This window comes from Desulfonatronospira sp. MSAO_Bac3 (genome assembly GCF_003838035.1).
Lineage (GTDB): Bacteria > Desulfobacterota > Desulfovibrionia > Desulfovibrionales > Desulfonatronovibrionaceae > Desulfonatronospira > Desulfonatronospira thiodismutans.
Genome location: NZ_QYZY01000374.1, coordinates 1 through 25,874, shown reverse-complemented (window position 1 = coordinate 25,874; position 25,874 = coordinate 1). Strand labels below are relative to the sequence as shown.

At 54.1% G+C, this 25,874-nt stretch carries 26 protein-coding genes; 20 read left to right on the top strand and 6 right to left on the bottom strand.

What is annotated here, in order from left to right; genetic code table 11:
- Positions 1–1,027: BadF/BadG/BcrA/BcrD ATPase family protein (locus tag D5S03_RS13145; protein WP_287044371.1), on the bottom strand; the 1,027-nt coding region annotated here is incomplete at its 3' end.
- Positions 1,028–1,257: 230 nt separating this feature from the next.
- Positions 1,258–2,031 (bottom strand): acyl-[acyl-carrier-protein] thioesterase, encoded by a 774-nt coding sequence (locus D5S03_RS13140; RefSeq protein ID WP_287044369.1) that lies wholly within the window; start codon positions 2,029–2,031, stop codon positions 1,258–1,260.
- 35 nt (positions 2,032–2,066) lie between these two features.
- Between D5S03_RS13140 and D5S03_RS13135 the strand changes: the two genes are divergently transcribed.
- The 3 genes from D5S03_RS13135 to hflC all read left to right on the top strand — a co-directional run bounded on the left by D5S03_RS13135 (position 2,067) and on the right by hflC (position 5,043).
- On the top strand, positions 2,067–2,408 hold the full coding sequence (locus D5S03_RS13135; protein WP_008869760.1) for an Mth938-like domain-containing protein: 342 nt from the start codon (positions 2,067–2,069) through the stop codon (positions 2,406–2,408).
- A 429-nt stretch (positions 2,409–2,837) separates the two neighbouring features.
- The gene (gene hflK / locus D5S03_RS13130) at positions 2,838–3,872 is read left to right on the top strand and encodes an FtsH protease activity modulator HflK (protein ID WP_008869759.1); all 1,035 of its coding nucleotides are present in this window, start codon (positions 2,838–2,840) and stop codon (positions 3,870–3,872) included.
- 37 nt (positions 3,873–3,909) lie between these two features.
- Entirely contained in the window at positions 3,910–5,043 is a 1,134-nt protein-coding gene (hflC, locus tag D5S03_RS13125) for a protease modulator HflC (protein ID WP_008869758.1), read from the top strand.
- Between the two features lie 220 nt (positions 5,044–5,263).
- Here hflC and D5S03_RS13120 read toward each other — a convergent pair whose 3' ends face one another.
- On the bottom strand, positions 5,264–6,835 hold the full coding sequence (locus D5S03_RS13120; RefSeq protein ID WP_287044367.1) for a VgrG-related protein: 1,572 nt from the start codon (positions 6,833–6,835) through the stop codon (positions 5,264–5,266).
- 363 nt (positions 6,836–7,198) lie between these two features.
- Here D5S03_RS13120 and D5S03_RS13115 point away from each other — a divergent pair, with 363 nt between their 5' ends.
- The 5 genes from D5S03_RS13115 (at position 7,199) to D5S03_RS13095 (ending at position 13,150) form a co-directional block, all read left to right on the top strand.
- Positions 7,199–8,302 (top strand): DEAD/DEAH box helicase, encoded by a 1,104-nt coding sequence (locus D5S03_RS13115; RefSeq protein WP_008869756.1) that lies wholly within the window; start codon positions 7,199–7,201, stop codon positions 8,300–8,302.
- A gap of 48 nt (positions 8,303–8,350) precedes the next feature.
- Complete coding sequence (locus tag D5S03_RS13110) at positions 8,351–9,184, top strand: MBL fold metallo-hydrolase (protein ID WP_008869755.1); 834 nt, start codon at positions 8,351–8,353, stop codon at positions 9,182–9,184.
- Between the two features lie 136 nt (positions 9,185–9,320).
- A complete protein-coding gene (locus D5S03_RS13105; RefSeq protein WP_287044364.1) occupies positions 9,321–11,504 on the top strand; it encodes a malate synthase G in 2,184 nt (727 codons plus the stop codon).
- Between the two features lie 27 nt (positions 11,505–11,531).
- Positions 11,532–12,392: an ATP-grasp domain-containing protein gene (locus D5S03_RS13100; RefSeq protein WP_008869753.1), complete on the top strand. Its 861-nt coding sequence runs from the start codon at positions 11,532–11,534 to the stop codon at positions 12,390–12,392.
- 194 nt (positions 12,393–12,586) lie between these two features.
- The gene (locus D5S03_RS13095; RefSeq protein ID WP_287044362.1) at positions 12,587–13,150 is read left to right on the top strand and encodes an arylesterase; all 564 of its coding nucleotides are present in this window, start codon (positions 12,587–12,589) and stop codon (positions 13,148–13,150) included.
- Positions 13,151–13,186: 36 nt separating this feature from the next.
- Here D5S03_RS13095 and D5S03_RS13090 read toward each other — a convergent pair whose 3' ends face one another.
- Both D5S03_RS13090 and D5S03_RS13085 read right to left on the bottom strand, forming a co-directional pair.
- Complete coding sequence (locus tag D5S03_RS13090; protein ID WP_287044360.1) at positions 13,187–14,701, bottom strand: SDR family oxidoreductase; 1,515 nt, start codon at positions 14,699–14,701, stop codon at positions 13,187–13,189.
- 67 nt (positions 14,702–14,768) lie between these two features.
- Positions 14,769–16,265 carry an SDR family oxidoreductase gene (locus D5S03_RS13085; protein ID WP_287044359.1) on the bottom strand — a complete coding sequence of 499 codons (1,497 nt, stop codon included), beginning with the start codon at positions 16,263–16,265 and terminating at the stop codon, positions 14,769–14,771.
- 261 nt (positions 16,266–16,526) lie between these two features.
- On the opposite strand from D5S03_RS13085, the gene D5S03_RS13080 reads away from it, so the two are divergent.
- Positions 16,527–18,047 (top strand): NAD-dependent epimerase/dehydratase family protein, encoded by a 1,521-nt coding sequence (locus D5S03_RS13080; RefSeq protein WP_287044357.1) that lies wholly within the window; start codon positions 16,527–16,529, stop codon positions 18,045–18,047.
- Positions 18,048–18,049: 2 nt separating this feature from the next.
- Here D5S03_RS13080 and D5S03_RS13075 read toward each other — a convergent pair whose 3' ends face one another.
- Positions 18,050–18,247, bottom strand: coding sequence for a hypothetical protein (locus D5S03_RS13075; protein ID WP_008869749.1), 198 nt, complete (start codon positions 18,245–18,247; stop codon positions 18,050–18,052).
- A gap of 327 nt (positions 18,248–18,574) precedes the next feature.
- Here D5S03_RS13075 and argC point away from each other — a divergent pair, with 327 nt between their 5' ends.
- From argC to D5S03_RS13020, 11 genes are all read left to right on the top strand, one after another.
- A complete protein-coding gene (gene argC / locus D5S03_RS13070; protein WP_008869748.1) occupies positions 18,575–19,627 on the top strand; it encodes an N-acetyl-gamma-glutamyl-phosphate reductase in 1,053 nt (350 codons plus the stop codon).
- A 131-nt stretch (positions 19,628–19,758) separates the two neighbouring features.
- On the top strand, positions 19,759–20,088 hold the full coding sequence (locus tag D5S03_RS13065; RefSeq protein ID WP_287044356.1) for an STAS domain-containing protein: 330 nt from the start codon (positions 19,759–19,761) through the stop codon (positions 20,086–20,088).
- Positions 20,075–20,557, top strand: coding sequence for an ATP-binding protein (locus D5S03_RS13060; protein WP_008869746.1), 483 nt, complete (start codon positions 20,075–20,077; stop codon positions 20,555–20,557). Before D5S03_RS13065 ends, D5S03_RS13060 begins: the two co-directional genes overlap by 14 nt.
- Before the next feature lie 26 nt (positions 20,558–20,583).
- Positions 20,584–20,895, top strand: a complete 312-nt coding sequence (locus tag D5S03_RS13055) for a hypothetical protein (RefSeq protein WP_008869745.1) — start codon at positions 20,584–20,586, stop codon at positions 20,893–20,895.
- Between the two features lie 116 nt (positions 20,896–21,011).
- Positions 21,012–21,164, top strand: coding sequence for a hypothetical protein (locus D5S03_RS13050; protein WP_008869744.1), 153 nt, complete (start codon positions 21,012–21,014; stop codon positions 21,162–21,164).
- A complete protein-coding gene (locus tag D5S03_RS13045) occupies positions 21,165–21,800 on the top strand; it encodes a cyclase family protein (protein ID WP_287044355.1) in 636 nt (211 codons plus the stop codon).
- Positions 21,751–21,990 carry a DUF4160 domain-containing protein gene (locus D5S03_RS13040; RefSeq protein ID WP_050775160.1) on the top strand — a complete coding sequence of 80 codons (240 nt, stop codon included), beginning with the start codon at positions 21,751–21,753 and terminating at the stop codon, positions 21,988–21,990. The genes D5S03_RS13045 and D5S03_RS13040 overlap by 50 nt, the downstream gene beginning before the upstream one ends.
- Before the next feature lie 13 nt (positions 21,991–22,003).
- Complete coding sequence (locus tag D5S03_RS13035; RefSeq protein ID WP_008869741.1) at positions 22,004–22,318, top strand: DUF2442 domain-containing protein; 315 nt, start codon at positions 22,004–22,006, stop codon at positions 22,316–22,318.
- 337 nt (positions 22,319–22,655) lie between these two features.
- Positions 22,656–22,838 (top strand): hypothetical protein, encoded by a 183-nt coding sequence (locus D5S03_RS13030; RefSeq protein WP_040418179.1) that lies wholly within the window; start codon positions 22,656–22,658, stop codon positions 22,836–22,838.
- Between the two features lie 65 nt (positions 22,839–22,903).
- Positions 22,904–25,375: a TOTE conflict system archaeo-eukaryotic primase domain-containing protein gene (locus D5S03_RS13025; protein WP_287044354.1), complete on the top strand. Its 2,472-nt coding sequence runs from the start codon at positions 22,904–22,906 to the stop codon at positions 25,373–25,375.
- A 385-nt stretch (positions 25,376–25,760) separates the two neighbouring features.
- Positions 25,761–25,874: BrnT family toxin (locus tag D5S03_RS13020; protein WP_287044373.1), on the top strand; the 114-nt coding region annotated here is incomplete at its 3' end.

Genomic DNA, 25,874 nt, shown 5'->3' with positions numbered 1-25,874 from the left:
TGGATGTGGAACCGATGTCTATGCCCAGAAAGGCCTTAATCTTTCCTTTGGCCGGTGATTTTATCGGTTTTAGGCTGTTGTCCGGATCAAAATGGGACAGGTTGAGCTCCAGGGTCTCGGCCCTGGGAAAGCTGTAAGCGGAAGTGGCCATGCTTTCGTCCAGGCTTTCAGGTTTAACCATGTTTTTACGCCCCTGTTTCCGGGACTGCAGGGCAGTGCCCAGGGCACCCAGGGATGTGTGGTGCTGTGGAACCTGGAGCTCGGGAAAATGCTTTCTAAAGGCCTGGGCCAGAAGCTCGTTTTCGGCCATGCCGCCAATGAAGGCAATGGGTTCGTGCAGTTCGCGGTTGGAAACAATGGTGCTCAGGTAGTTGGCGGCGGTGCCGTGGTGCAGACCGGCAATGATGTTGCTCAGGGATTCGCCCTTGTTCTGCAGGTGGATCATGTCCGACTTGGTAAAGACGGTGCAGCGGCAGGCAACCGGGGCCGGGTAGGTGCTTTGAAGTCCCAGGGCTATAAAGTCGCGCAGGACTTTCTGCAGCTGGTTCTGGTCCATTTCAAAATCGCCCCCGTACATGGCGTAGGCCAGGCGTTCAGCCTGCTGGTCTATGAATGATCCAGTGCCCGAGGCGCAGGGGGAATTGAGGTTGAAGGCTTCCAGGTACCAGTTGTTGTCCTGGTCGTATTCCAGCTGGAAAAGGGCGGCATCCTGTCCGCCTATGGCTATTAATGAACGTACACCGGGCAATACCCGGGTGGTGCCCAGGACCTGGGCAATGGTTTCCACCTCGAAGGGGGCATCCAGCAACTGGCTGACGATTTGACCCTGGCTGCCGGTAAAGGAGACAGAGTCTATCTGTTCCGGATCAAAGCGGTTGTATATATCCCTCAGGGTCTGCCTGGTTTCTTCCAGGACCAGGCCGAAGTGACGTTTGTAAGGGGTTTCGAATACTATTTCCCCGCCGGAATCCACCACGCAGCAGTTTATGCTTACAGAGCCCACGTCCAGGCCCACATCGTATGTCATCAAGTTCCTCCCTGAAGTTCTGATACTGGTATGTGTATGAGAGAGTTGATCCCGCTGCAAGCAGGCATTGCAGTCCTGAAAAAAGTCAACTTCAACTATTTAACAATAAATTATAAAGTATGATGCGGTCAAATTGTTCGACTCCCTACCCGTATTTATCGATTTTGACAAGTCTTTTAGGAAATAAGTCTCAAGCCTGTTTTCACGGATTCAGTCTCAAACGTAAAGATTCAGGCCGGATATTGCCAGCAGGACATCGCCCTGCCAAACTCCCTGGACTGGTGGGAGTTTTTCAGGGAGTGCAGGTAAAAAAGTTCTTCTTCACTGTTGCCCGGGTTTTGAAGTGCGGTCCCCTGGGAAATGACCGAGCCCTGTTCCAGGGTGCACTCGCTACGGTAGACTATATCCAGTTCTTTTAACAGGCAGTTCTGTTTTATTTCCCGGGGCAGGCAGGACAGAGACCATTCCCCCAGCAAGGAGTGATTGACGTGGGTGTTCAGGTCCAGGTCGTTTTCTCTTAAGAAGATTTCCGCTGAATATTCAGGATGCTCCAGAGGGCTGATTCTGGCCTGGGAAAATTCGAGACATGGCGGCCCTGGAGCTGAGAAATCCCGGATAAAGTCTGCCGGGGTCCTGATTATCCTTCTTTTTTCCAGGTCGAATACCGCCCAGGATGTGGTAGCCAGGACCAGGGGGGTGCCTTTCTCGTCCTGGAGCTTAAAGTCCCTGAAAGCGAAGTAGCGGTTCAGTGCTGATGGAAAGGTGGTCAGGCGGACCGTTTGTCCCAGACAGGGGAAACTTTCGATACGGATGAGCTTGCGCATGAGCACCCAGCTCATGTTGCGGGCAAGAAGCCTGTCCGTGGAAAAAATCTCCAGGAGGTTGCTGTGGGTGTAAGCCGAGTCTTGCATCCAGTCCAGAAGAGAGGTAAGTTTGATCCTGCGGCTTCTGTCCACCTGACTGACCCTGATGGTGCCTGTCTCAGTATGGGTGGGATGTTGCATGTATCTCCTTATTAATTCGTTTGGAGGATTTTTTTATGATTGAAGCGTATTCCTTCGGCAAAATGCGAATCCAGGGAAAGGATTATACTCAGGATTTAAAAATTATCAAAGGCGGGGTTGTGCCCCGGTGGTGGCGCAAATCCGGGCACAGTGTAGAGACCGATGATGTCCGGGATATTCTGGAGGCGGCTCCGGACATCCTGATCCTGGGCAAGGGGCGTCCCGGGGTGATGCAGAGCACTCCGGAACTAAGAGCCCTTTTGCAGCAAAAGGGCATAGAACTGGTGGAAGCAGGCACGGACAAGGCATTGGAAGAGTTCAACCGGCGTTTTTCCAGTGGGGAAAACGTTGCAGCCGGGTTTCATCTCACCTGTTGAGTTTTTTAGTTTTCATCCGGAAACGGTTCTTTTTCCCTTTGGCTGAGCCTGCCACGCGCTTTGCGTGGTCAATCTGCACAATTATTCGTCAACGTATTAAGATACGCCTCCTCATAATTGCTTGATTTCCTTTCCAAAAGAAAAAACTCCTCGTTTCCGGAAAGAAAACCATCAGTTTCAGCATCTGGAAATAAAGAATTTCCGGATAAAAACTTTTTAGCCCGGGTTTTTGTTGGGTGCATCTAAAAAATAAAACCTGATAAATTCAGTTGAAGAGCAAAAAATAATGCTGTATTTAAAACCATGAACAAGGCCAGACATTTTGTTCGCCTGTCCAGGCAGACAGGCTTCGGCGGCTGCAGGGTTTTTTGACTTTAACCGATGCCCGGCTGCAAATCGTTTATGCATGCCGGTGTAAAAGAAGGTAATATGAACTGGGACTGGGAAAAACTGCAACAGCGCAACAGGCAGAGAAAGTCCGGCTGGGAGCCGGGATCCGGTGGCGGAGGACCTACACCTCCAGACTTTACCAAGATCAAGGAAGCCTTGAACAAATGGGGCGACAGCAGGCTTATTTTGATTATACTGGTGATTATCATGGTCGGTTGGCTTCTGACCGGTTTTTTTCGGGTGGAACCGGGCCAGGTGGGCGTGGTGCAGCGTTTCGGGGCTGTGGTGCATGTGACCGAGATGGGTGCCGGCCTCAACTGGCACTGGCCCAGGCCCGTGGGCCAGGCCACCAAGGTGGACACTCAGCAGATCAGAAGCTTCGAGATAGGGTTCACCCGGGTTGAAGGCAGAAAACGCGTCAACCGGGATGAAGCATTGATGCTTACCAAAGACAAAAACATTGTCCACTTCGAAATAATAGTCCACTACCAGGTGCAGAATCCTGAAGAATACCTCTTCGAGATTGAAAATCCAGAGGAAGTCATAAAGACTACCACGGAAAGCGCTCTTCGAAGTGCCGTGGGCACTCTGGAGATAGACAGGGCCATTGTGGCCGAGGGGCTCAGCCGGATAGCCAACAATACCCAGGATCTGCTGCAGGATCTGCTGGACGACTACAATTCCGGTCTTCGTGTGGTAAACGTCAGGACCGAACGGGGCGACGCCCCCCAGGAAGTGCGTCAGGCCTTTCATGACGTGGTGCGGGCCATGGAGGACAAGGAAAGGCTTATCCACAGGGCAGAGGAATACAGAGAAGATATTATACCCAGGGCCAGGGGTGCAAGGGCTCAAAGGATTCTGGAGGCCCAGGGAGAAGTCAAGAGGTTCGGCCAGCTCCTGGTGGAATACCGCAAAGCCAAAGGCGTGACACGGCAGAGGCTCTACCTGGAGACCATCGGAGATATCCTTCCGGGCGTGAACAAGATTATTATGGACAAGGATGCCGCAGAAAGAGTGATGCTTTTTCCAGACGGAAAAGGTGTGCGGTTTGAAACCATTGAGACGGAAAGATAGCCATGGCTGTCAAAGTTGATAAGTTTCGGAGGAATACATGAAAATAGCGGCTTTTTTTCCGGTGGCCCTGTTAGTGGGCATCATCGTTTTCTCCCTGTCCATATTTACAGTGGACGAAAGGGAATATGCCCTGGTTCTGCAGTTTGGTGAGCACAAGCGCACTATTAAAGAGCCGGGCCTTCACTTCAAGATCCCCCTGATCCAGTCGGCAACCCTTATAGACAAAAGGGTACAGACCAGCGATGTCGGTGCTGACGAGTTTTTGACCGTGGATATGGAAAGGCTTTTAATCGACCATGTCACCCGCTGGCATGTAAAAGACGCTCTTCTTTTCTATATGACCGTGCGCAATGTCCGGGAGGCCCAGGGCCGGATCCAGAACGTGGTTGTTGCAGAACTAAGAGACGTTGTCAGTAACCAGTCCATTCTCAATGTCATTGCCGAGGAGCGTGAAGCCCTCATGACACTGGTCAGCGAGCGGGCCAGGGAGCGCATAGAAGATTTCGGGATCATGGTCAATGATGTGCGCATGAAGCGCGTTGATTTCCCCTCGGAAGTCGAGGAGAATGTCTTTGCCCGTATGGAGGCGGAAAGAGAGAGAATAGCAGCCAGGCACCGGGCCGAGGGCGAGGAGATAGCCATGGAGGTCAGGGCCCAGGCTGATGCAGACAGGGAGAGAATCCTGGGTGAAGGTGAAGCCCTGGCCACGGAGACGTTTGCCGAGGGGTTCACCGAGGATGTGCTGATGGTCACCGACCAGGAAGGAAATGCTGTGGCCGGAGCCTTTGTCAGCATCAACGGCAGGGACGTGGGCCTCACTGATGCAGCCGGGCGCATCACCATTGCCTTTCCCAAAGTGGACGAGGTGAGGGTGCGGGCGCAGGTGGAAATAGAAGACCAACTTAGAAGGGGCACCCTGGAAGGAGATCTGGAAGACGGGTATACAATGGATGTGTCCAGGTCCGGAGATCTTCACCTGGAGTTTGAAGGAAGGCCGGCTACTTACCTGGGATACCTGGCCGACGAAGAGTTCTTCCGTTTTCAGAAGTCTCTTAGTACATATCGGAGGGTTATGCTGCCAAGCAGCACAACCATGGTCATGAGCACCGACGCGGATTTATTTGACTATCTGGGCGGTCCGGGCATGCCAGTGGAGATTGACCTGGAATAAGCCTGCCGGACAGCAAAGCCTTTTCTTCTCTGGAGATACAACGGCGCAGACGGCAGGTGTCAGGCTTTTTTCTTCATCCGGCGGTCTAAGCCTAAGTACTCTGATTCGTAAGTTCGGTGACGTATTTTTTCGTTAAGCTTTCAAACTCACATTAACATACATAGAAGTTTATGGGTACTTCTCCGGGCATAAAACGTCATCATATTTACGAATAGGAGCACTAAGCCTGTGTTTCCATGGATCCTGGAAGCATGGCCAGGGCCTGTTTCATCTCTTCCTGAAACCTGCTTTGCACCGCAGACTGAACTGCTTCGGTGGAACCGGTAAACCTCCTGCTTCTTTCCGCGTAGACAGCCTCGATCATCTCCCGGTCGGGGCTTTCTACGTTTTCATATCCTATTTCCCCCGCTACTTTCTGGAATATGTTCATGGACCCGTGCACACCATGCTGCACAGCGGTGCTCCACAGGACTTCCCTTAAGGCCGGTGAGGCCTGCTGCATATCCAGGCCGGTGCGGGACTCCACGCCTCTGGCCGCTGGCAGGTAAAAATTATGGTGAATAAATTCATGCTGCAGTTCAGAGAACAGCTCCGGGTTCTCTCTGTCAATTCTTTGCCACTCTTCAGGCATGCTTCCGGTTCTCCCCTCGGTATTCATGGGTCCGGCCTGCCTGAGCCGGGAGGCCAGTTCCGGCTCCCTGTCTTCCAGAAAATCCAGGAATTCGCCCATGGTGCCCATGTTGGATGAGAGCTGATAAATGCCGTAGCATGTACCGCCCCGCCTGTCATACCCGATGGCGTCGGACCTGTTGGCTGATTCAAACCTGGCTGCCAGACGTCCCGGGCGGTGGTCTTCTGACTCTGTTTCCCGGGTTCTGGAATTTATTTCCGGGGATTTGAAGGCGGCGTGTTCCTGGTAAGCTCTGGAAGCAGCCTTTCTTTGCTCTGGGCCAGGTTGGCCTGCTTCAGGCTGCAGGCTGCTCACAGTTGCTTCTGTCTTTTGTGTCGGCAGTTCATTTTTGAGTTCCAGGCGGGATACTTTCATGTCCGCGTCATGGGGATTTGAGCTGCTTTCCAGCCCGGCCAGGGTCACCGTGGGCTTAATGGAGGAAAAACCCTGGTCCTGTTCCAGGGTCAAGGTGGAGACCCGGACCTTTTCCTCCCCGGCTGCCTCAAGAGCGGCACTATTTACAGCCGGCCTTTGTGTTGAAGGCGGCGTATGTCCGGCTGCGCCATCATCACGGCTCAAGGGGTCTGCCTTTTCCCTGGCCAGCATGGAGTCTATGAATTCAGGCATGGCCGGACTTTTTGGTGCAGAGCTCACCACAGAGTTCTTAATGATTGCCGGGGAAACAGAGGCAATAACCTGCCGCGTTGTCTCCTGGGCTGGGTCGGCGGTTTCAATGCGTGGGCCTGGGGACTTTTGCATATGCGGATGGGTGGCCCCGAAGTCAATTTTCTGGCGCATGGTGTGGGACCCGGAAGTTGATGCATCTCCGGAAGATGTGCCGGATGCCTCCATGCCCTGGGAAGCCCCGGGGCCGGGCTTTTGCACCCGTGGGCCCGGCGGCAGGTTTTCATCCCGGCTTGAGGTCTGTTCACCGCCCTGCAGTATGCCGGATGCACCTGGAGTGGAGACGGCGGGTACCGTGGAGGGTGGAGCTGTTGACAGGTTTTTGTTCATGACCAGATCAAAGAAGCTTTCTCTGGATCCTTGGGGAGAACTGGAAACGTTCTCCCGGATCCTGTCTTGTAGAGCAGTTAAACCGTGATCAGAGTGGTTGATTATCATGCAGCTGTCCTTTGGGTCTTTACCGGTTTGTTCTAAAGATCTCTGGTAAATTTATTCAAAATACGTACCATGTCAGCTGGCTCGTCTTTTTGATCCGATGGCCGGAATAAGAGTAGCCACACAGGTTTGCTAAGCATCTGTTCGAACTTTTCAAATCAGACATTTAAAAAAAGGCTTGCATCCCCGGGAACTTGTGTATATCTTTCCTTATTGCCTCAATCGCGAGTGCCTGCATTCTTCCCCAAGCGAACCCCGCCGGGTACCCCAGCATTCAAATATATTGAGCCGTTATACATACGCCCCTGTACCGAGGGAGTGCATCGGTGCTTCAATTTAATTTTTTTATACCCAAGGACTATTTTGATGAATTTTACAGATTTTGAACTTGACCACAGGATTCAGGCCGGAATCAAGGCCTGCGGATACAAGAACCCCACTGCAATCCAGGAGCAGGCCATTCCCGTGGGCCTGCAGGGCAGGGATGTCATGGGCCTGGCCCAGACCGGCACCGGGAAAACCGCCGCTTTTGTGGTGCCTGCTTTGCAGAGATTACTGCAGGGCAAACGGGGCAAGCCCCGGGTGCTGGTGCTTTCGCCCACCAGGGAGCTGGCAGAGCAGACCCATGAATTTTTCACTGCTCTGGGACGTAAAACAGGACTCAGGTGCGTCTCAGTATACGGCGGCGTGAGCAGGTCCGGGCAGGTGCAGAAAATCCGCTCCGGTGTGGAAATCGTGGTCGCCTGTCCCGGGCGTCTTCTGGATCTGGCCAGAGACCGGGCCGTAAATCTTTCGCAGGTTGAGACCCTCATCCTGGACGAAAGCGACCGCATGCTGGATATGGGTTTTATGCCCGATATCCGGAGTATCATGAAGATGCTGCCCCCAAAGCGCCAGAACATGCTTTTTTCAGCCACCATGCCTGCAGATATCCGGACTCTGGCCGATGAGATCCTTGATGATCCGGCCCGGGTGCAGGTTAATCATGAAAGGGCCTTAGACAGCATCAGCCAGTGCCTGTATCCGGTAAAGCGCAGGCCCAAGGCGGAAATGCTCATTGAACTGCTAAGGGAGAAACAGGACGGGGCTACACTGGTTTTCACCAGGACCAAGCACATGGCCACCAGGATCGCCAAGCGCCTGAGCCAGGCCGGATTCAGGGCCAGGGATCTGCAGGGGAATATGTCCCAGAACAACCGTCAAAGGGTCATGAAAGACTTCAAGAGAGGCAGCTTCAATATCCTGGTGGCCACGGACATCGCCTCCAGGGGCATTGACGTGGCCGGAATCGGCCATGTAGTAAACTTTGACATGCCGGATACCGCTGAAAGCTATACCCACCGCATAGGGCGTACCGGCAGGGCGGATTCCTGCGGTGACGCATCGACTTTTGTGGAGCCCAAGGACTTCGGTCTTATCCGGGCCATAGAAAGGCTTCAGTCCCAGAAGCTGCAGAGAAAAAGCATTTAATCCGTAATAATAACAAACCAGCCAAGCTCTCCGGCACGGGCAAAAGCCATGCAGCTGACAGTTCTGGCAGACAACAACACCTTCATCAGCCGGTACTTTCTGGCTGAACCGGCCCTGTCCCTTTTTATTCAGGTACAGGGCCGAACAATCCTTCTGGACTGCGGCTTCAGCGATGTCTTTTTGCGCAATGCAGGCACAGCCGGACTGGATCTGCTGCAGTTGGACACAATAGCCTTTTCCCACGGACATCTGGACCATACCTGGGGCATGACAGAGCTGGTGCGCATGTATGCCCGGGCGGCTCTGGAAGGCCGACCGCACAATAGGCCACAGGTGCTGGCCCACCCCAGGACCTTTGAAAGCGTAATGGACGAGCGGGGAGTGGACCAGGGCAGTATGCTGTCTAAGGACAAGGTCGAGCAGCATTTTCCCCTGAAACTCTCTACTACCCCGGTTTATATCACCCCGGGCCTGGTCTGGCTGGGTGAAATCCCCCGCACTACCTCCTTTGAATCCCGCAAAGCACTGGGCTGGAAAACCGACGACTCCAGACCGGATTATGTCCCGGATGATACCGCCCTGGCGTACATCTCCCCTGAAGGACTGGTGATAGTCACTGGTTGCTCCCACTCCGGGATATGCAATATCGTGCACCATGCCCGTCAGGTGACCGGAGAGGACCGGGTGGTGGATATAATAGGCGGGCTGCATCTGCAGTCGCCGGATGAGGAGCAGCTGACCGGGACCATTGACTTTCTCAAGACACTTAATCTGACAGACCTGCACGCCTGCCACTGCACTGACCTTTATTCCCGAACCTCCCTGGCTGCGGACCTGCCTCTGAGAGCAACCGGCTGCGGTATGCAGCTCAACTACCCCTGACTCCCCCGGCTGCTTCATTTTTTGCTTCTTTACAGTATCCACACCCAAGTATAACATTGGCCTGCCCGGGCAGGTACTGTGCGGGCATACGCATTACTGGAAAGACCGCGGCTGCGGTAAAAAAAGGAGGTCCTGAATGGAATATGTGAGATGGGCGGGACTGCAGGTGGCTGAGCCTCTGGCGGAACTGGTGGAAAACGTGATTACTCCGGGGACCGGCATCAGTTCCCTGCAGTTCTGGAAGGCCCTGCAGGAGATTGTCCAGGACCTGGGACCGCGCAACCAGGCCCTGCTGGACAGGCGCCGGGAGCTGCAGGACTCCATAAACCAGTGGCACCTGCAAAGGCGCGACCTGGAACATCCCGGCCAGGAGTACAAAAAGTTTCTCTACGATATAGGATATCTTCTGCCTGAAGGGGAAGACTTCACCATTTCCACCACCGGGGTGGACCCTGAGATTGCATCCATTGCCGGACCGCAGCTTGTGGTGCCGGTCAATAACGCCCGCTACGCCGTCAATGCCTGCAACGCCCGCTGGGGAAGCCTGTACGATGCCCTGTACGGCACTGACGTCATTCCGGATATGCAGGGGGCACAAAGAGGGCAGGGCTACAACCCGGTGCGCGGGGAAATGGTAGTCAAATCCGCTGCCGGGTTCCTGGACCGGGCAGCACCCCTGGAGGAAGGATCCTACAGTCAGGCCGTGGGTTTTGAGCTGCAGGATTCCCCCCGGGGAAAAGCCCTCATGGTCCGCCAGCAGGACAACAGCACTTCCGGGCTTGCCAATGCGGAGCAGTTTGCCGGTTATGCCGGAGAGGACAGGCTTGAGTCCATTCTTCTGAAAAATAACGGCCTGCATATAGAGATACTTATAGACCCGGACGATCCTGTGGGAGGAAGGCACCCGGCCGGGGTGAAGGATGTGGTTCTGGAGTCTGCAGTGACCACTATCCTGGACTGCGAGGATTCAGTGGCTGCAGTGGATCCCGAGGACAAGACCCTGGTTTACAGCAATCTTCTGGGGCTTTTTAAGGGCGAGCTGGAAACGGCCTTTTATAAAAACGACCAGTTGATCAAACGCGAAATGCATCCCGACAGAAGCTACGTTTCACCTGACGGGCAGAGCTTCTGCCTGCCGGGCAGAAGCCTTATGCTGGTGCGCACAGTAGGGCATCTCATGACCACTGATGCGGTCCTGGACGGCCAGGGGGGCGAAATTTTCGAGGGCATCCTGGACACCATGATTACCGCTCTGGCCGGAATGCACGACCTGCAGGGCCAGGGGCGCTTTGGCAACAGCCGCAGCGGCAGCCTGTACATAGTCAAGCCCAAGATGCACGGCCCGGAAGAGGTGCAGTTTACCTGCGAGCTCTTTGCCAGGGTGGAGGATGCCCTGGGCCTGCCCCGAAATACCCTGAAGGTGGGGGTAATGGACGAGGAGCGCCGGACCACCCTGAATCTCAAGGAATGTATCCGGGTTGCCAGAGAAAGGATTATTTTTATCAATACCGGTTTTCTGGACCGCACCGGTGACGAGATCCATACCAGCATGGAGGCCGGGGCCATGGTGCGCAAGGGGGACATGAAAAAAGAACCCTGGATGCTGGCTTATGAGGACTGGAACGTGGATACAGGCCTGGCCTGCGGGTTTCGGGGCCGGGCTCAGATAGGCAAGGGCATGTGGCCCAAACCGGCGGAGATGCGCGAGATGGTTATGGACAAGCTATCCCATCCCATGGCCGGGGCCAATTGTGCCTGGGTGCCTTCTCCCACTGCCGCCACCCTGCACGCCACCCATTATCACCAGGTGAATGTGGATGCCCGTCAGGCTGAGCTTGAAGGCCAGCGCCGGGCAAAACTGGACGACCTGCTGAACGTCCCGGTTATAAAGGACAAAATGCCTTCGTCTGAAGAAATACGCCAGGAACTGGAGACCAACGCCCAGAGCATCCTGGGATACGTGGTGCGCTGGGTGGAGCAGGGCATAGGCTGCTCCACGGTACCGGATATAAGTGACACCGGGCTCATGGAAGACCGGGCCACCTTGCGCATATCCAGTCAGCACATGGCCAACTGGCTGCATCATGGCCTGTGCACCCGGGAGGAGGTACTGGAGGTGCTAAGGAAAATGGCCACAGTAGTGGACCGTCAGAATGCACACGACCTGATGTACAGGCCCATGAGCAGGGATTTTGACTCCAGTCCGGCCTTTCAGGCCGCCTGCGATCTGGTGTTTGAGGGGCGCAGTCAGCCCAGCGGCTATACAGAACCCATCCTGCACTCCAAAAGAAGAGAGGCCAAGTCCAGATTTGGAGTGTAAAGCTGCCAGGGCAGGTAGTAGATCAATATGATCCTTTCCTATCATCCCTGTTTTTACGGGGACAGGTTCCGGCTTTATGCAGGACGCGAACTGGATGAGAAAGACACAGCTCTCATGCGCAGGGCGTCGGCGGTGATCCTGCCTCCGGGGAGGTTGCCCGGACTATACCGGGAGGCAGTATCCTGCTGCGCAAATGTCTTTCCTGATTACAGCAGCCGCTACCGGTATCCGGGCAAGCCAGGAGATATCCGGCTTTTCAGGGAACACGGCCTGCCCCATCCAGGCACTGATCTTTTTGAACACACCCGGGACTGCCTGCCCGGCTACCTGGAGTCAATAACCTATCCGGTCATTATCAAACATTCAGCAGGGGGGGAGGGCAGTCTGGTCTACCGCGTGGACAACCCGGCTGAGGCCGCAAAGGTTCTAGGTGTCTTTAATGGCATGGAGAAAAGCGGCATCCAGAGCTTTCTGGTCCAGAAAGCCCTGGATGCCGGGAACAGGACCCTGAGGGTGGTGGTCATTCATGAGCACCTGTACAGTTACTGGCGGGTGCAGCCACAGGCGGGCAAAGTCCAGCACAACCTGGCCCAGGGCGGGTTTGTGGATTTTTATTCAGACCCGGAACTGCAAGAAAAGGGGCGATCTCTGGTGCAAAAGCTTTGTGCGGCCAGCGGCATCAACCTTGCCGGCATAGACGTCCTCTTTGATCATGCCGGGCCGGGAGAGCCTGTGCCTATGCTGCTGGAAATCAACTTTTTTTTCGGCCTGCAGGGGCTGGGAGGCCTGGAGAGGTATCATAAACTCCTTAAAGAGGGGGTCAGGGACTGGATTCTCCAGCGCGGCCTACGCCTGCCTCCCAAAGATTTCCCCGGTCCACATGTATAACAGATTAAAAGCGTCTCGCCCGGTCGGTCCGGGATGGAGGCAGCGAACAAAATGATAAAGAAGTGGTCATTTAGAACGAACCACCCCCGGCCCCTCCTTAACCAAGGAGGGGAGTAGGCCGTGCCGTACTCATAAAATGACAAACTTTTGTGACAGCAACAGCGCGCCTGTGCAAGTCACATCAAGGAGGATTCATGATTACTATTCTGGCGCTGGGAGACAGTCTTACAGCCGGCTACGGGCTGGGTCCGGGAAAGTCTTTTGCCGACCTTCTGCAAGAGGCCCTTGTACAGGAGGGCTGGCAGGTGAAGGTGATAAACGGCGGGGTATCCGGGGATACCACCCTGGACGGTTTAAGGCGGTCAAGCGGCCTTCTGAGGCATGGCCCGGATCTGGTTATAGTGGAGCTTGGCCCCAATGATTTTTTCATGGAACTGCCCTTAAACGAGGTGCAGCAAAATCTGGACAGGATCGTGGAGGTTTGCCTGGATTCTGGAGCCAGGGTGCTTCTGGCAGGGTTCGAGTCCCTGCAGGGCTTTTATCCCGGGTATGCCCAGGGGTTTCACACTGTATACCGTGAGATTTCTGCAGCCAGACAGGTCTCTTTTGTTCCCGACTTTCTTCCGGGTATCCCCGATAATCCAGAGCTGACCCTGCCCGACGGCGTGCATCCCAATGAAGAGGGAACCCGCAGGATAGTGGAGCATATCCTGCCCTACGTAAGAGAGGAACTTTCCCGCATAAAGGATGCGGATTAGTCGCCAAAAATAATCGGGTACTCCCGCAAAAAATTTTCAACCGGAAATAAGCCTGTCCCTGTCCACAGCATGCGGTCCTGAAAGCACCCTGCGGCCGGACCGTCTGGCCATGTTCAAAAGCATGCTCCTGAAAACCAGTCCGTGCAGGGGGTAGGTCAGATACCAGTAAACCAGGCCCGGCAGGCCGTAAGGCTTTAGCCTGGCGATCTGCAAAAGCCGCACCCTGTCCTGTTCAGTGTTTACGAGCCTGAACTCCAGCACGGCCTCTCCCGGGAGGTTCATCTCAGAAAGCAGGACAAGCACGTGGGGCGGTTCACAGCGCAGCACCCTCCAGAAATCCAGAGCGTCTCCCACAAGCAGCCGGGACTGATCCCTTCGTCCCCGGCGAAGTCCCGGCCCGCCCGCAAGACGGTCCAGATCCCCCCGGATACGCCACAAAAAATCCATTCCGTACCAGCCCCGTGATCCCCCGATTTCCTCCAGGAGAGGCCAGAGCCTGTCAGCTGTTCCTTCAAGCTCGACTGTCTGGGTGTACTCCAGTATCCTGGAGCCGGCACTGTTCTGGTCTTCCTGAATGATCCATTCCGGGGCCTGCAGCTGTCCGGCGTCCATCCAGCAGGTCTGGACCTGGTCCTGGTGTACTGTGTGCAGAGCCAGGGACATGGCCTGGCTGCAGCTTGCAAGCTCCTGGGGAATAATTTTATTTATCTCCTGATCCCGGCATACAGCTTTGTCCCGCATGCTTTCGATAAGTGTTTCCGCGAGACTGGCCGGAACAGGTGTAAGAAAATGCGCAAAGCGGGCCAGAAATTTCGAGGTGAGCCCGGGGACCCTTATGATGATGCGCCTTCTCAAACCAGCCTCCCTGGCGTATATCCTGAACAGGTCAGCATAGGTGACCACGTCCGGACCTCCAATGTCAAAGGTCCTGCCTGTGGTCTCGGGCTTCTCTAAGCAGCCCGCCAGATATTCCAGCACGTTCTGCACGGCGATGGGCTGGGAGAGGGTGTCCACCCAGCGGGGGGCGAACATTACGGGCAGGCGCTGTACCAGATGTCGGATTAGCTCGAAGGCTGCACTTCCGGAGCCCAGAATAACCGAAGAGCGCAAAATGGTGACAGGCGTCCTGCCTGCCTGCAGGATGCGACCGACTCTGGCCCGTGACTGCAGGTGCCTTGAGGCCCGGGCATGGTCATCGCCCAGATCGCTTAAATAGATGATTCTGTCCAGACCTTCCATGCCGGCTGCCAAGGACATGTTTCTGGCTGCCTGCAGATCCAGATTTTCCTGTTGGGGAACCGCTGCTTTCATGGAGTGTACCAGGTAAAAGGCCGCACTGCACCCCCGGGCTGCCCGCATGAGGGAGGAGCGGTCCTGCATATCCGCCACTGCGGTCTCCACTCCCGGATCACGGGCCCAGGGCCTGCATGACAGCTTGACTGGGGATCTGGCTACTGCGCGTACGCGAAAGCCCTTTTCCAGCAGGACAGGAATCAGCCTGCCTCCGATGTAGCCAGTGGCACCGGTTACGAGAACGGGTTTGTCGGTCATAAGTATCCTGAATGGAAAAAGTTGAGGCTTTAATGAAAATGCCCGGAAAATATCAGGTTATCAAAAATCATCCGGCTGTGATGTCAGGGCCTTCAAGCAGTGTGCAGCCTGACTGCCGGACCATATTTATGAGCATGGACCTGATGACCAGGTTGTGGACCCTGCGGGATATATGCCAGTACAGGACACCCCCGAGTCCACGGGGCAGAAACTGCACGGTCAGCACCACTTCCAACCGGCCTCCGGGAATGTCGCGCAGATAAAACTCCAGCATGGCCTCTCCAGGGTGCTTCATCTCAGAAAGTAAAAGCAGGACATGAGGGGGCTTTACCTCCAGAACTCTCCAGAAATCCACCAGATCCCCGGTGATGAGTCTTTCCTGGTTGCTACGGCCATGCTGCAGCCCATATCCTCCGGCCAGGCGGTCCAGCACACCCCGGATTTTCCAGAGGGCATCAGTGCCGTACCACCCCTGCAAACCTCCAATGCTTTCCACCAGTGGCCAGAAATCATAGGATCCGCCTTTCAGTACCACCCGGAATGAGGACTTGAGCTTGGAGCCTGCGGCAAAATAAATATCTCCGCAGGTGTACCATTCCGGAGGGTTGGGGCGCTCTCCACCGGTCCAGTTGGCCTGAATGCGGTCCCGGCAGAGAATCTGCATGGACCTGACCATAGCCTGGCGTACCGTAAGCAGATTCTGGGGGATGATTTCCCGTATGCGGTGATCCTTGCAGACAACCGTGTTGCGCATGCCTTCAATGAGCGGCTGGGACAGAGTTGCGGGTACAGGAGTTATTTTTTCGGCGCATCTGGCCAGAAGTCCCGGAGTGAGAAAAGGGACCTTGATGATAACCCTGCGGTTCAGACCGGTTACCTGGGCGTATATCCGGAACAGGTCCTCGTAGCTCAGGATGTCCGGGCCGCCGATGTCAAATGTGTCGCCCACGGTCTGGGGCTTTTCCAGGCATCCGGCCAGGTATTCGACCACGTTGCTTACGGCAATGGGCTGGGATCTGGTGCGGACCCATCCGGGAGTGAGCATTACCGGGAGCCTTTCGGTCAGAAAACGGATGAGTTCAAAAGAAGCACTGCCGGACCCCAGGATCACAGCAGAACGAAATATTGTTGTGGGCACGCTGCTTTTTTTAAGAATTCTGCCTACTTCAGCCCGGGAACGCAGGTGTTTGCTCAGGCTGGGCTGGTCTTCGCCCAGTCCGCTGAGGTAAACAATTCTTTGCAGACCTTCCTGTTCGGCCATGCGGGCCATATTGGCAGCCGCCTCCCGGTCTGCGGCTGCAAAGTCCTGTACGGTGGGGCTCATGGAGTGAACAAGGTAGTAAGCAGCGCTGCACCCCGCAAGAGCTCCTGCCAGTGACGCAGGGTCCATGAGGTCTGCCTCCACAACCTCCAGGGCGGGATGGTTTATCCAGGTTTTGCAGTCAAGCCTGGGCCTGGAGCGGACCATGGCCCTGACCCGGTAGCCCTTGTACAACAGCATGGGAATAAGCCTGCTGCCGATATATCCCGATGCGCCGGTAACAAGAATTGGCTTTTCTTTCATGCTTTTCCCCAGGGTGAAAAATCTCACATCTTCCGGGTGGTTACATTCCCCGGGTTATGTAATACAAACAATAGACGGCCGGGAAACCGTTAATGATTAATTGAAACAAAAGTTAACATGCTGCACAAGTCTATCATGCCTGAACAACCAGGAATTGGCAAATGATTTGAAGAGACCATATCAACCCCGGGGCATTGCCTGCGGCAAAACAATGCGCTAAAGAATCTGCCTCAGACGTAATGAAAACTCAAGGAATCAATTATGAGCAAGGAAACAGTCAGAGACAAGACAGATCCCGGCATATCCCCTGCTTCTGACAGGGATAAGCAGAACTGCTGGGAAGTCATGCAGTGCGGAAGAGGCCCGGATCAGGGGCTGGATCAGGAGCATATCTGTCCGGCGGCCAGAGAAAAGCGACTGGACGGAGTACATGGAGGCCGAAACGCCGGAAGGTCCTGCTGGGTGGTGGCAGGCACCTGCTGCGGGGGCAACGTGCAGGGAGTCTTTGCCCAGACCATCACCAAGTGCCGGCACTGCATGTTTTACCAGCAGGTGGTAAGCGAGGAAAGAGAAGCTTTTCTGGACACGGTAAGCCTTTTTCAAAAACTTATCGAGGCCGGTAAACTACTGGGGAGAATCAAGCGACGGGGTCTGATAGTGGGCGGTTCGGGCCTGATAGGCGGGACTTTGATGCACTATTTCAAGTCAAAGCACGGGGACGCCTACGAGATCCTGGCCCCCAACAGCAAGCGCCTGAGCCTTAGGGAACCTGAAGATATAAAGTCATACCTGGAAACATACCGGCCGGATTTTATAGTCAATTGCGCTATCCCCCCTCTGGATGGAGGTCCGCAACTGGCATACGAAGTAAATTACCTGGGCAGCATCAATCTGGCCAGGGCGGCCATGGCTCTGAGGGTTCCCTTTATCCACTTCAGTTCAGCCGCTTTGCAGCCCATGGGGGAAAATGTTGGAGAGGACGAGTATCTGCCCCTGTCCACTTCCATGCCTTTTTATCCCCGTTCCAAGCTTATGGCGGAAATGACCCTGAAACACCTGCACGAAACCAGGGGGCTTGACTGTACGGTAATCCGGCTGGGCGTGGTTTACGGCAAGCACGATCACAAGATCCAGGGTTTTCAGCGCCTGCTGTTTTCCATAGCCACCCAGTCCATGATGTTTTTACTGACCAGACCGGGCGTACGGCATTCTTACACGCACACGGAAAAGATTGCTCCCTTTGTTCACCATGTACTGCAGAACCGGGAAGAGTTTACAGGCCAGACCTACCACTTTGTGGACCCGGAGCCTGTGGAATTAAGCCGGCTCATGCTGGCGGTAAAAAATGCCCTGGGAGTCAAAAAGCCCAGGGCAGTGCACGTGCCTTACTCTATGGCCAGTCTGGGCGGCTACAGCCTGAAGCTCTTTCTGCGTATGCTGCGGCCTCTGGGTTATGACGGACGTCTGCCCCAGGAGGTCATGTTTATGGACAAGTTTTACCAGAGCCAGATTCTCTCAGTGGACAAACTGAAAAAGTCCAGTTTTGGGGTGCCCGACCCTGAGGTAACAGTATACAGCGAGTTGCCCGGGATAGTCAGGTATTACGTGGCCAGGTGGCAGCATTACAATCTCATACCCACCGTGGACAGGGATCTATTGCAGACTGCCCCGGGCACAAAGACTTTTCAGAGCGCTCCCCAGGATCTGCTGGAAGGCCTGCACAGCGGCAGGTACGAATACCTGGCCGACTTTGAGCCCCTGCGTGATCAGGATTTTAACTGATCTCAGTTGTTATTCACCGGATCTGGTATTTCTGGCGCAGGCATAGTTTCCGGGTCAGGGTCAGCCCTTTCCGGAGTTTCGGGTGCCGGTTCTTCTGCCTGTGGCTGGGGTTCATTTTCAGTCGGATCTTCGCAGCCTGCAGTGCCGAAAAAAAGCACCAGGGCCAGTAAAAGGGCAAAAAGAAGATACAGGGATTTCACTTCTGCCTCCTTGCAGGGTAGAGGAATGAATGGGGATGATGCTGGACTGAAATTTTTGCCAGGGAATGATTTTTATCCTGGCAGGACGTAATATTAACAGCATCAATTTCCATATATTGTAAATCCTGCCGGCAAGTCAATGTCTGAAAAGCCCCGGATGGAGTTTTTGTCACTCAAACACGACATTGCAGTTTTTATTTTATTGCGACCCGATATCCTGTGGCCGGCATTTATTGACATCACTTGGAGCCATTTACATAATGCTTATTTTAAACTTTGCAAAACAAAACATTAAACCGTGTTTCGGGCGGTGGGGAGACAGTTGATATGCAGAAAAAAAATGTGGCTGTGGTAGGGGTTACCGGGTATACCGGCATGGAGCTTATCCGGATTTTAAACGTCCACCCCGGCTTTGAGATCGGGGCGGTGACTTCGCGTTCCGAGGCGGGCAGGGCATTGCAGGAGCTTTTTCCCGCCATGCAGGGGACAAGGTCAGGCAGTATCGCTGTTACTTTTCCGGATCCGGAACTAGTGGCCAGGGACTGTGAAATTGTATTTCTTGCTGTTCCCCACGGGGCTGCCATGGATATGGCCGCAGCCTTTCTGGATCAAGGCTCCAGGGTGGTGGATCTAAGCGCTGATTTTCGCCTGCGAGACCCCGGGGAGTATGCAACGTGGTATGGCCTGGAGCATGGCCGGCAAGAGAGGCTTAAAGAAGCTGTGTACGGATTGCCCGAGATATACAGGGAACAGATAGCTGCAGCGAACCTGGTGGCCAATCCCGGCTGCTATCCCAGTTCTGTTATCCTGGCCCTGTACCCGGGGCTTAAAAAAGAATTGTTCCATGCAGAGGGCATTATAGCCGACAGCAAGTCCGGCACCAGCGGAGCAGGCCGGGTAGCCAAAACAGGCACACTCTTTTGCGAAGTGGCCGACAGCTTCAGGGCCTACAGCCTGGGCAGCCACAGGCATACCCCTGAAATGGAGCAGGAGCTTTCCCTGGCCTCGGGCCGGGACATGCGTCTTTCCTTCAGTCCGCACCTGGTGCCCATGAACAGGGGAATTCTCAGCACATGTTATGTTGATCTGAGAAGCAGCATTCAAACCGAGGAGATACGCAAGGCGTACAGAGAATTCTACAAAGACAGTCCCTGGGTGCGCATAATGCCCGAGGGAGTGCTGCCCGAGACCAGGTGGGTGCGCGGGACCATGTTCTGCGACCTGGGTTTTGTCCATGACCAGCGTACAGGAAGGCTGATCATAGTCTCCTGTATCGACAACCTGTGCCGCGGGGCATCGGGACAGGCAGTGGCCAATGCCAACCTCATGAGCGGATATGACCTGGACCTGGGCCTTGATGCCGCTCCATTGATGCCTTAGCTCGGAAAGCCTGTCTGTATGTCGGTATTGCCTGTGCACAGATGTTTTTCTGCCGGCAGCACAAAGTGGTGTTGCAGGTGAACCGGACAGGTCAGTGTTTAACCGTTTAATCTTTACAGGGCGGGGGAAAAATGGAAATTAATTCCAAAAAAGTTGATCAGGTTCTGGTTATCAGTGTCAGCGGCAGGCTGGATACTACCACAGCCCAGGATTTTGAATCCAGCTGTCTGGAGCTTGTCAAGGATGAAAGCAGGATCGTGGTGGATCTGCAGGAAGTGGAGTACGTAAGCAGCGCCGGATTGAGAGGCATCCTGTCGGTGGGCAAGACAGTGCGGTCCAATGGGGGCGGCCTTGTATTCTGCTGTCTCAGGGGGATGGTCAAAGAAGTTTTTGAAATCTCCGGCTTCGCATCCATTTTCAGCATCTATGATACCCGGGAGCAGGCCCTTGAGTCAGCCTGATTCCAGGGGGTTCAGCTGGATGCAGATGCCCGCCCGCAGGGAAAGCCTGCACCCCATCCAGGAGTTTGTCTTGAAAGAGGCCAGCGTCCGGGGCATGCCCGGGGATGTCCTGCAAAAGATCGAACTGGTCCTGGAAGAAGTCCTGTTGAATATTATAAACTACGCCTACCCGGAAACAGACAGCGGGGAGGTGCAGACCGGATGCCGGGAGCAGGATTCCGGAGATTTTCAAATCAGGATCATGGACCACGGAGCTCCGTTTGATCCGCTGAAACGCCCTGATCCGGATACTGGCAGGCCAGTACAGCATAGAGAGGTGGGAGGGCTGGGCATCCACCTGGTGAAAAACATGGCGGACCGGGTTGAGTACACAAGACAGGATGGAAGGAATATCCTGGACATTGTGTTCAATGCCGTATCCAGTCCGGGCCACAAGCCTGCCCATAAGGATGCCTCCACAAGTAATTGAAGAGCACTCAATTGTCAGAGGGTTGTATGACGATGTCCCAGATAACCGTTAAGCGCATAAAGGCCCACTGGGTGGACAGGGCCAGGAATTACGGGATTCTTGTTGACGGGAAAGAAGTTGCAGAAATTGGAAATGACTCCGAGGTGGCAATAGATGTAGATCCAGGCGCGCATAAGGTTCAACTGAAGATTGACTGGTGCCGGTCGCCGGTAATTGATATTGAAGTTTCACAGGGCAAAACAGTTTACCTTGAGTGCGGCCCAAGGGCGCACCCTGCCCTGGTACTTTTGTATATTACTGTCTGGAAGGATAAATATATCTGGGTGCGCAAGGCGTGACTTATCTGTTCTCTGGAACAAGTCGTTTTGTTTCCCGGATTGCTGTTTTAGAAACTGTAAAGACGTCAAGAAGATCCGCAGATATTGAATCTAAGAATCAGAAATCGGTAACTGGCATGCGAGCTCCTCTTGAAGCCCTGGGATACGAGATCACAGGGGAGCTGCCGGTTTATGGTATTTTTGACCGGGGCAAAGTAAAACAGGAAGATAATGTTGTGTCCCAGGCACAGAGGCTTGGAGCGGACCTGGCCGGGTCCTTGAGGCAATAGATGAAAATAATTGATCTCAGCCATCGTATCGAGCCCGGCATGCCGGTGTATCCGGGTACAGACGCCCCGGTGCTCGAGCGCCCGTTTGACCTGGACAAGGACGGCTTTGCGGAGACGAAGCTATCCCTTATGTCACACACCGGTACCCATATGGATGCCCCGGCCCATATCCTGGACAGGGGAAAAACTCTGGACCGCATGCCCATTTCGGCTTTTTACGGACAGGGGATATGCATTGACGCCACCCCGGAGCAAATGGAAATCGCCGCCCAGGACCTGACGCCTTACGAGGACATGATTAAAACAGCGGATTTTGTTTTGTTCAGAACCGGTTGGTCCAGGTTGTGGGGCACTGCAGGCTATTTTGAAGGATATCCGGTTTTAAGCCCCGAGGCGGCGCACCGTTTGAGCGAGTCCGGACTCAAGGGTGTCGGCTTTGATACCATATCAGCGGACGGCCCCGCAGACACTTCCTTTCTTATTCACGGGATACTCCTGGGTAAGGACATGATTATAATTGAAAACCTGGCCAATCTGGACCAGTTGCCCCGGGCAGGATTCTCCATAGCCTGTTTTCCGCTGCATTTTGTCGAGGCCGACGGTTCGCCTGTCCGGGCGGTGGCGTTTGTTGGCTGAGAGGGGGGAGTATGGTAGCGAAAAAGTGGCCATAGAAATTGAGACGTTGCGTATACTCGAAGGGCACCTGGCACCCCGGGCGTTGGGTCTTGTGATCGAATGGGCTTCACAGCACAGGGATGAATTAATTCAAAACTGGGAATTAGCGAGAAATAACCAGGCACCAAGAAAAATTGAGCCGTTAAAATAGTGAGGTAAAGGTCATGATAAAAGATGTTGTCTCTGCCATTTATAAAGGTGGGTATAAAATTGAGGTGACTTTTGAGGATGGTCTCACAGGTATCGTGGATTTTTCCAGGTATTTAAACCAGGGGGGCGTTTTTGAAAAATTTAGAGATATAGAATTTTTCAAAAATTTCAGAATAAATAAAGAACTCGGGGTGCTGACCTGGGGGGATGAAGAAGTGGATATTGCCCCGGAAAATCTTTATGCTGAAGCTACCAATACTCCTCTTCCAGAGTGGATGAATCCGCAACAGGGTTCCTCTGAAAATTTGACGTATCAGAAGAGCTCGTAAGTCAAGTGGCTGATCTTTTTTGATTCATGGGAGCAGTCTTGCTATGGTGGTCTTGGTAACAGTTCATTTTTCTGGGAACCCTACACAGGATGAACAGCAGGCAATGATTCAGGCCGCAAAGAGTTTTGCCAAAGATCCAGATAAGGTTGAGGTGGTACAGGACAATGGTGACCATTCAGGGGGTCCTCGATGTTGATTACTGGCACAAGGCCTGGGGACTGTCCCTCGCTGTGTAGGTCTGTGCAGGATCACGGAATTTTGCGCTTGTAATTTTGGTAATTGTGAAGGCAAGGTGTCGCGGGGACTGTCCCCAGGCCGATGCCAGCACCCCCTCTGAATGGTTACGGACAATGAATCCAGGAACAAGCTGACAGCTGCTTTCAGAATGAAAAACGAGGCTGCATATAAGGCTGTCGAGAAGGTGTGGCCGAGGTTCGCTAAGAGCACACCATCCAGGATCGAGATGAGTGTTCGGTTTGAACAGGAAAAGGCCTACGACCTGCGCACCAATAAGCGATAAGTACCAACATCACCAAGCAAGATGCCTGTCAACCCAACAAAAAGGCAAACTGCTCATGAGCAATTATGTCCAGCATGGACGATATAGATAAAGCAAGCCTGCTTCAGGCTCTAAAAAGCGCTGAAGCCGAGTGCTTAAGGTTGCGCGCGGAGAATGAACGCTTAAGAGCCAGGCTTGGGCTTGCCACTGAGACACTGGAAGAAGACAAATCAAAAACCCCCTCACTCTCAACTTCCTTGCAGGAGCCGCACCTACTTTCGTCAGCATCTGTATTCTGCAAATCCTCTCCGGAAGAGAAAATAGCCCTGTTTCGCCAACTGTTTCGGGGCAGGGAGGATGTCTACCCTGTCCGCTGGGAAAACAAACAGGGCCGAAGCGGCTATACCCCGGCCTGCGCCAATGAATGGAAGCGACCCTTATGCGGCAAGCCAAAGGTAAAATGCGGCCAATGCGAAAGCCGCCTTCTGAAACCAGTGACTGACCAGGTTGTTTTTGATCACCTGGCCGGCAACCAGACCATAGGAGTGTATCCACTTTTGCCGGATGACACCTGCTGGTTTCTGGCGGCTGATTTTGATAAAAAGTCCTGGCAGGAAGACGCCGCTGTATTTCTGGAAATTTGCAGGGAGATGGAGATTCCAGCATCACTTGAGCGTTCCAGGTCCGGCAACGGAGGTCACGTCTGGATTTTTTTCAATAGTCCGGTTTCGGCTCATAATGCCCGCAAGCTTGGATGCGCGGTGCTCACCAGGGCCATGGAACGCAGGCGGGAACTGGGTTTTGATTCCTATGACCGCTTTTTCCCCAATCAGGACACATTGCCCAAAGGCGGCTTTGGCAATCTTATTGCCCTGCCTCTGCAATATTATCCTCGAGCCAGGGGGCACAGTGTTTTTATTGACTCCTCTTTGCAGCCATACCCGGATCAATGGGCTTTTCTGTCCGGGGTCAACACAATGAGTCCGGCAGATGTGGAGGCTTTAGTCCATGAGGCCGGTCAAAGAGGTGCAGTAGCTGGAGTGCCGGACAGTGTTGAAGAAGACACAAGGAGACCCTGGACCCTGCCTCCTTCAGGTAAAAAGCCTCCAGAAGGTGTGTCCGGACCATTGCCCCGGGAAGCATCACTGATTCAGGGCAACCAGATTTACGTGGTAAAAGGCGGATTGCCAGCAGAAGTGCTGAACCGTTTGACCAGGATGGCCACCTTTCAGAACCCCGAGTTCTACAGGGCTCAGGCCATGCGTTTATCAACTTTTGGCAAGCCCAGGATAATTAACTGCACAGAAGAGTTTCCTGATCACCTGGCTCTGCCCCGGGGGTGTCTGGAAGAAGCCCTGGTATTTTTGAAGAGCCTGGGGGTCCAGGTTAACATCTCGGATCATCGAAATACAGGTCAAGCAATTGATATAGGTTTTAACGGTGCCTTGACCCCTGAGCAGCATCGGGCCGCCCAAGCCATGGCAGAACATGACAATGGTGTATTGTCGGCAGCCACCGCTTTCGGCAAAACAGTAGTTGCAGCCTGGCTGATTGCCGAAAGGAAGGTGAACACCTTGATCCTGGTCCATCGCAAACAATTGATGGATCAGTGGCAGGAAAGGCTTGGGACTTTTCTGGATTTGCCAGCCAATTCCATTGGCCGTTTTGGAGGGGGAAAGAACCGGGTCAGCGGCGTGGTGGACATTGCAACCCTGCAGAGTTTGAACCGGAAAGGAGAAGTCCTGGATCTGGCAGCCGATTACGGGCATATCATTGTGGATGAATGTCATCATGTGTCCGCCTTCAGCTTTGAACAGGTCCTGAGGAAGGCCAAGGCAAGGTATGTGTGCGGCCTGACCGCCACGCCCATCCGTAAGGACGGGCATCACCCCATAATATTTATGCAGTGTGGACCAGTTCGTTTCCGGGTGGATGCCAGAAAGCAGGCCGCCTGTAGACCTTTTGAGCATGTCGTTGTGCCCAGGCGTACGGATTTTGCCCTGCCTGCCAATATGGATAACCCGGGCATTCAGGAGGTCTACTCCGCCCTGGCTGGTGATGAGGCCAGAAATGAAATGATCTTAAACGATCTGTTCAACGCCCTGGAGGATGGGTGTTCTCCAATCCTGCTGGCCAGACTGGTAAGCCATGTAGAAGAACTGGAAAAGTGGCTGCAGAATTTTGTCCGCAATGTCATAGTCCTTCGGGGCGGCATGGGCAAGAAACAGAGGCAGGCAGTATTTGAAAGGCTGGCAGCAGTTCCGGATACAGAGGAGCGGGTGCTGATAGCAACCGGCAGCTATATCGGGGAAGGGTTTGATGATGCCCGTCTGGATACCCTGTTCCTGTTGTCTCCTGTTTCCTGGCGGGGGACTCTGCAGCAGTATGCCGGGCGTCTGCACCGAATGCACAGCAACAAACGCCGGGCCCTGATCTATGACTACGTGGATGAACATGTGCCGCAACTGGCCAGGATGTTTCAGAAGCGCCTGGCCGGATACCGGGCCATGGGATATAAAACAGCTGAGGAAAGCCCGGGGGAACATGTGGGAGCATAAGTCGGGCAAGTTTTTACAGGCTTAAAACGTCTTTTCATGCTGGCTGAAAGCATTCTTTGTGGTTGTGAAAATGTCAATGTCACACGTATTACGCAGCAAAACCGACGTTTTTCAGGCGCATGAAAAATAGTGTTATAAGCCAGGCCTTTGTTGTTGATGTGAAATAGATATTCTGACCACGCCGCATGATCCCCGGAGGACTGCCTGCTGGTCAGGAGCAGCTTTTTGCACACTTCGGGTCAAGCGCGGAATGTGCAGCGGAGCATGGAAATGATCCCCCGCCTGGCCGCTTGAATCCAGCATTGACCGTTAGTGGCGTTGAGCTAGGCATCACCAGCACATAGCGGAGGTTGACAGACCCGCAACACGTAAATACAATGTATGTATGATCGAGTTCGATTGGGATCCGCAGAACGCGCGCGCAAACCTTGAGAAGCACGGCATTTCCTTCGAAGAGGCTAAATCCGTTTTCTTTGATGAGTATGCACGGCAGTTCTTC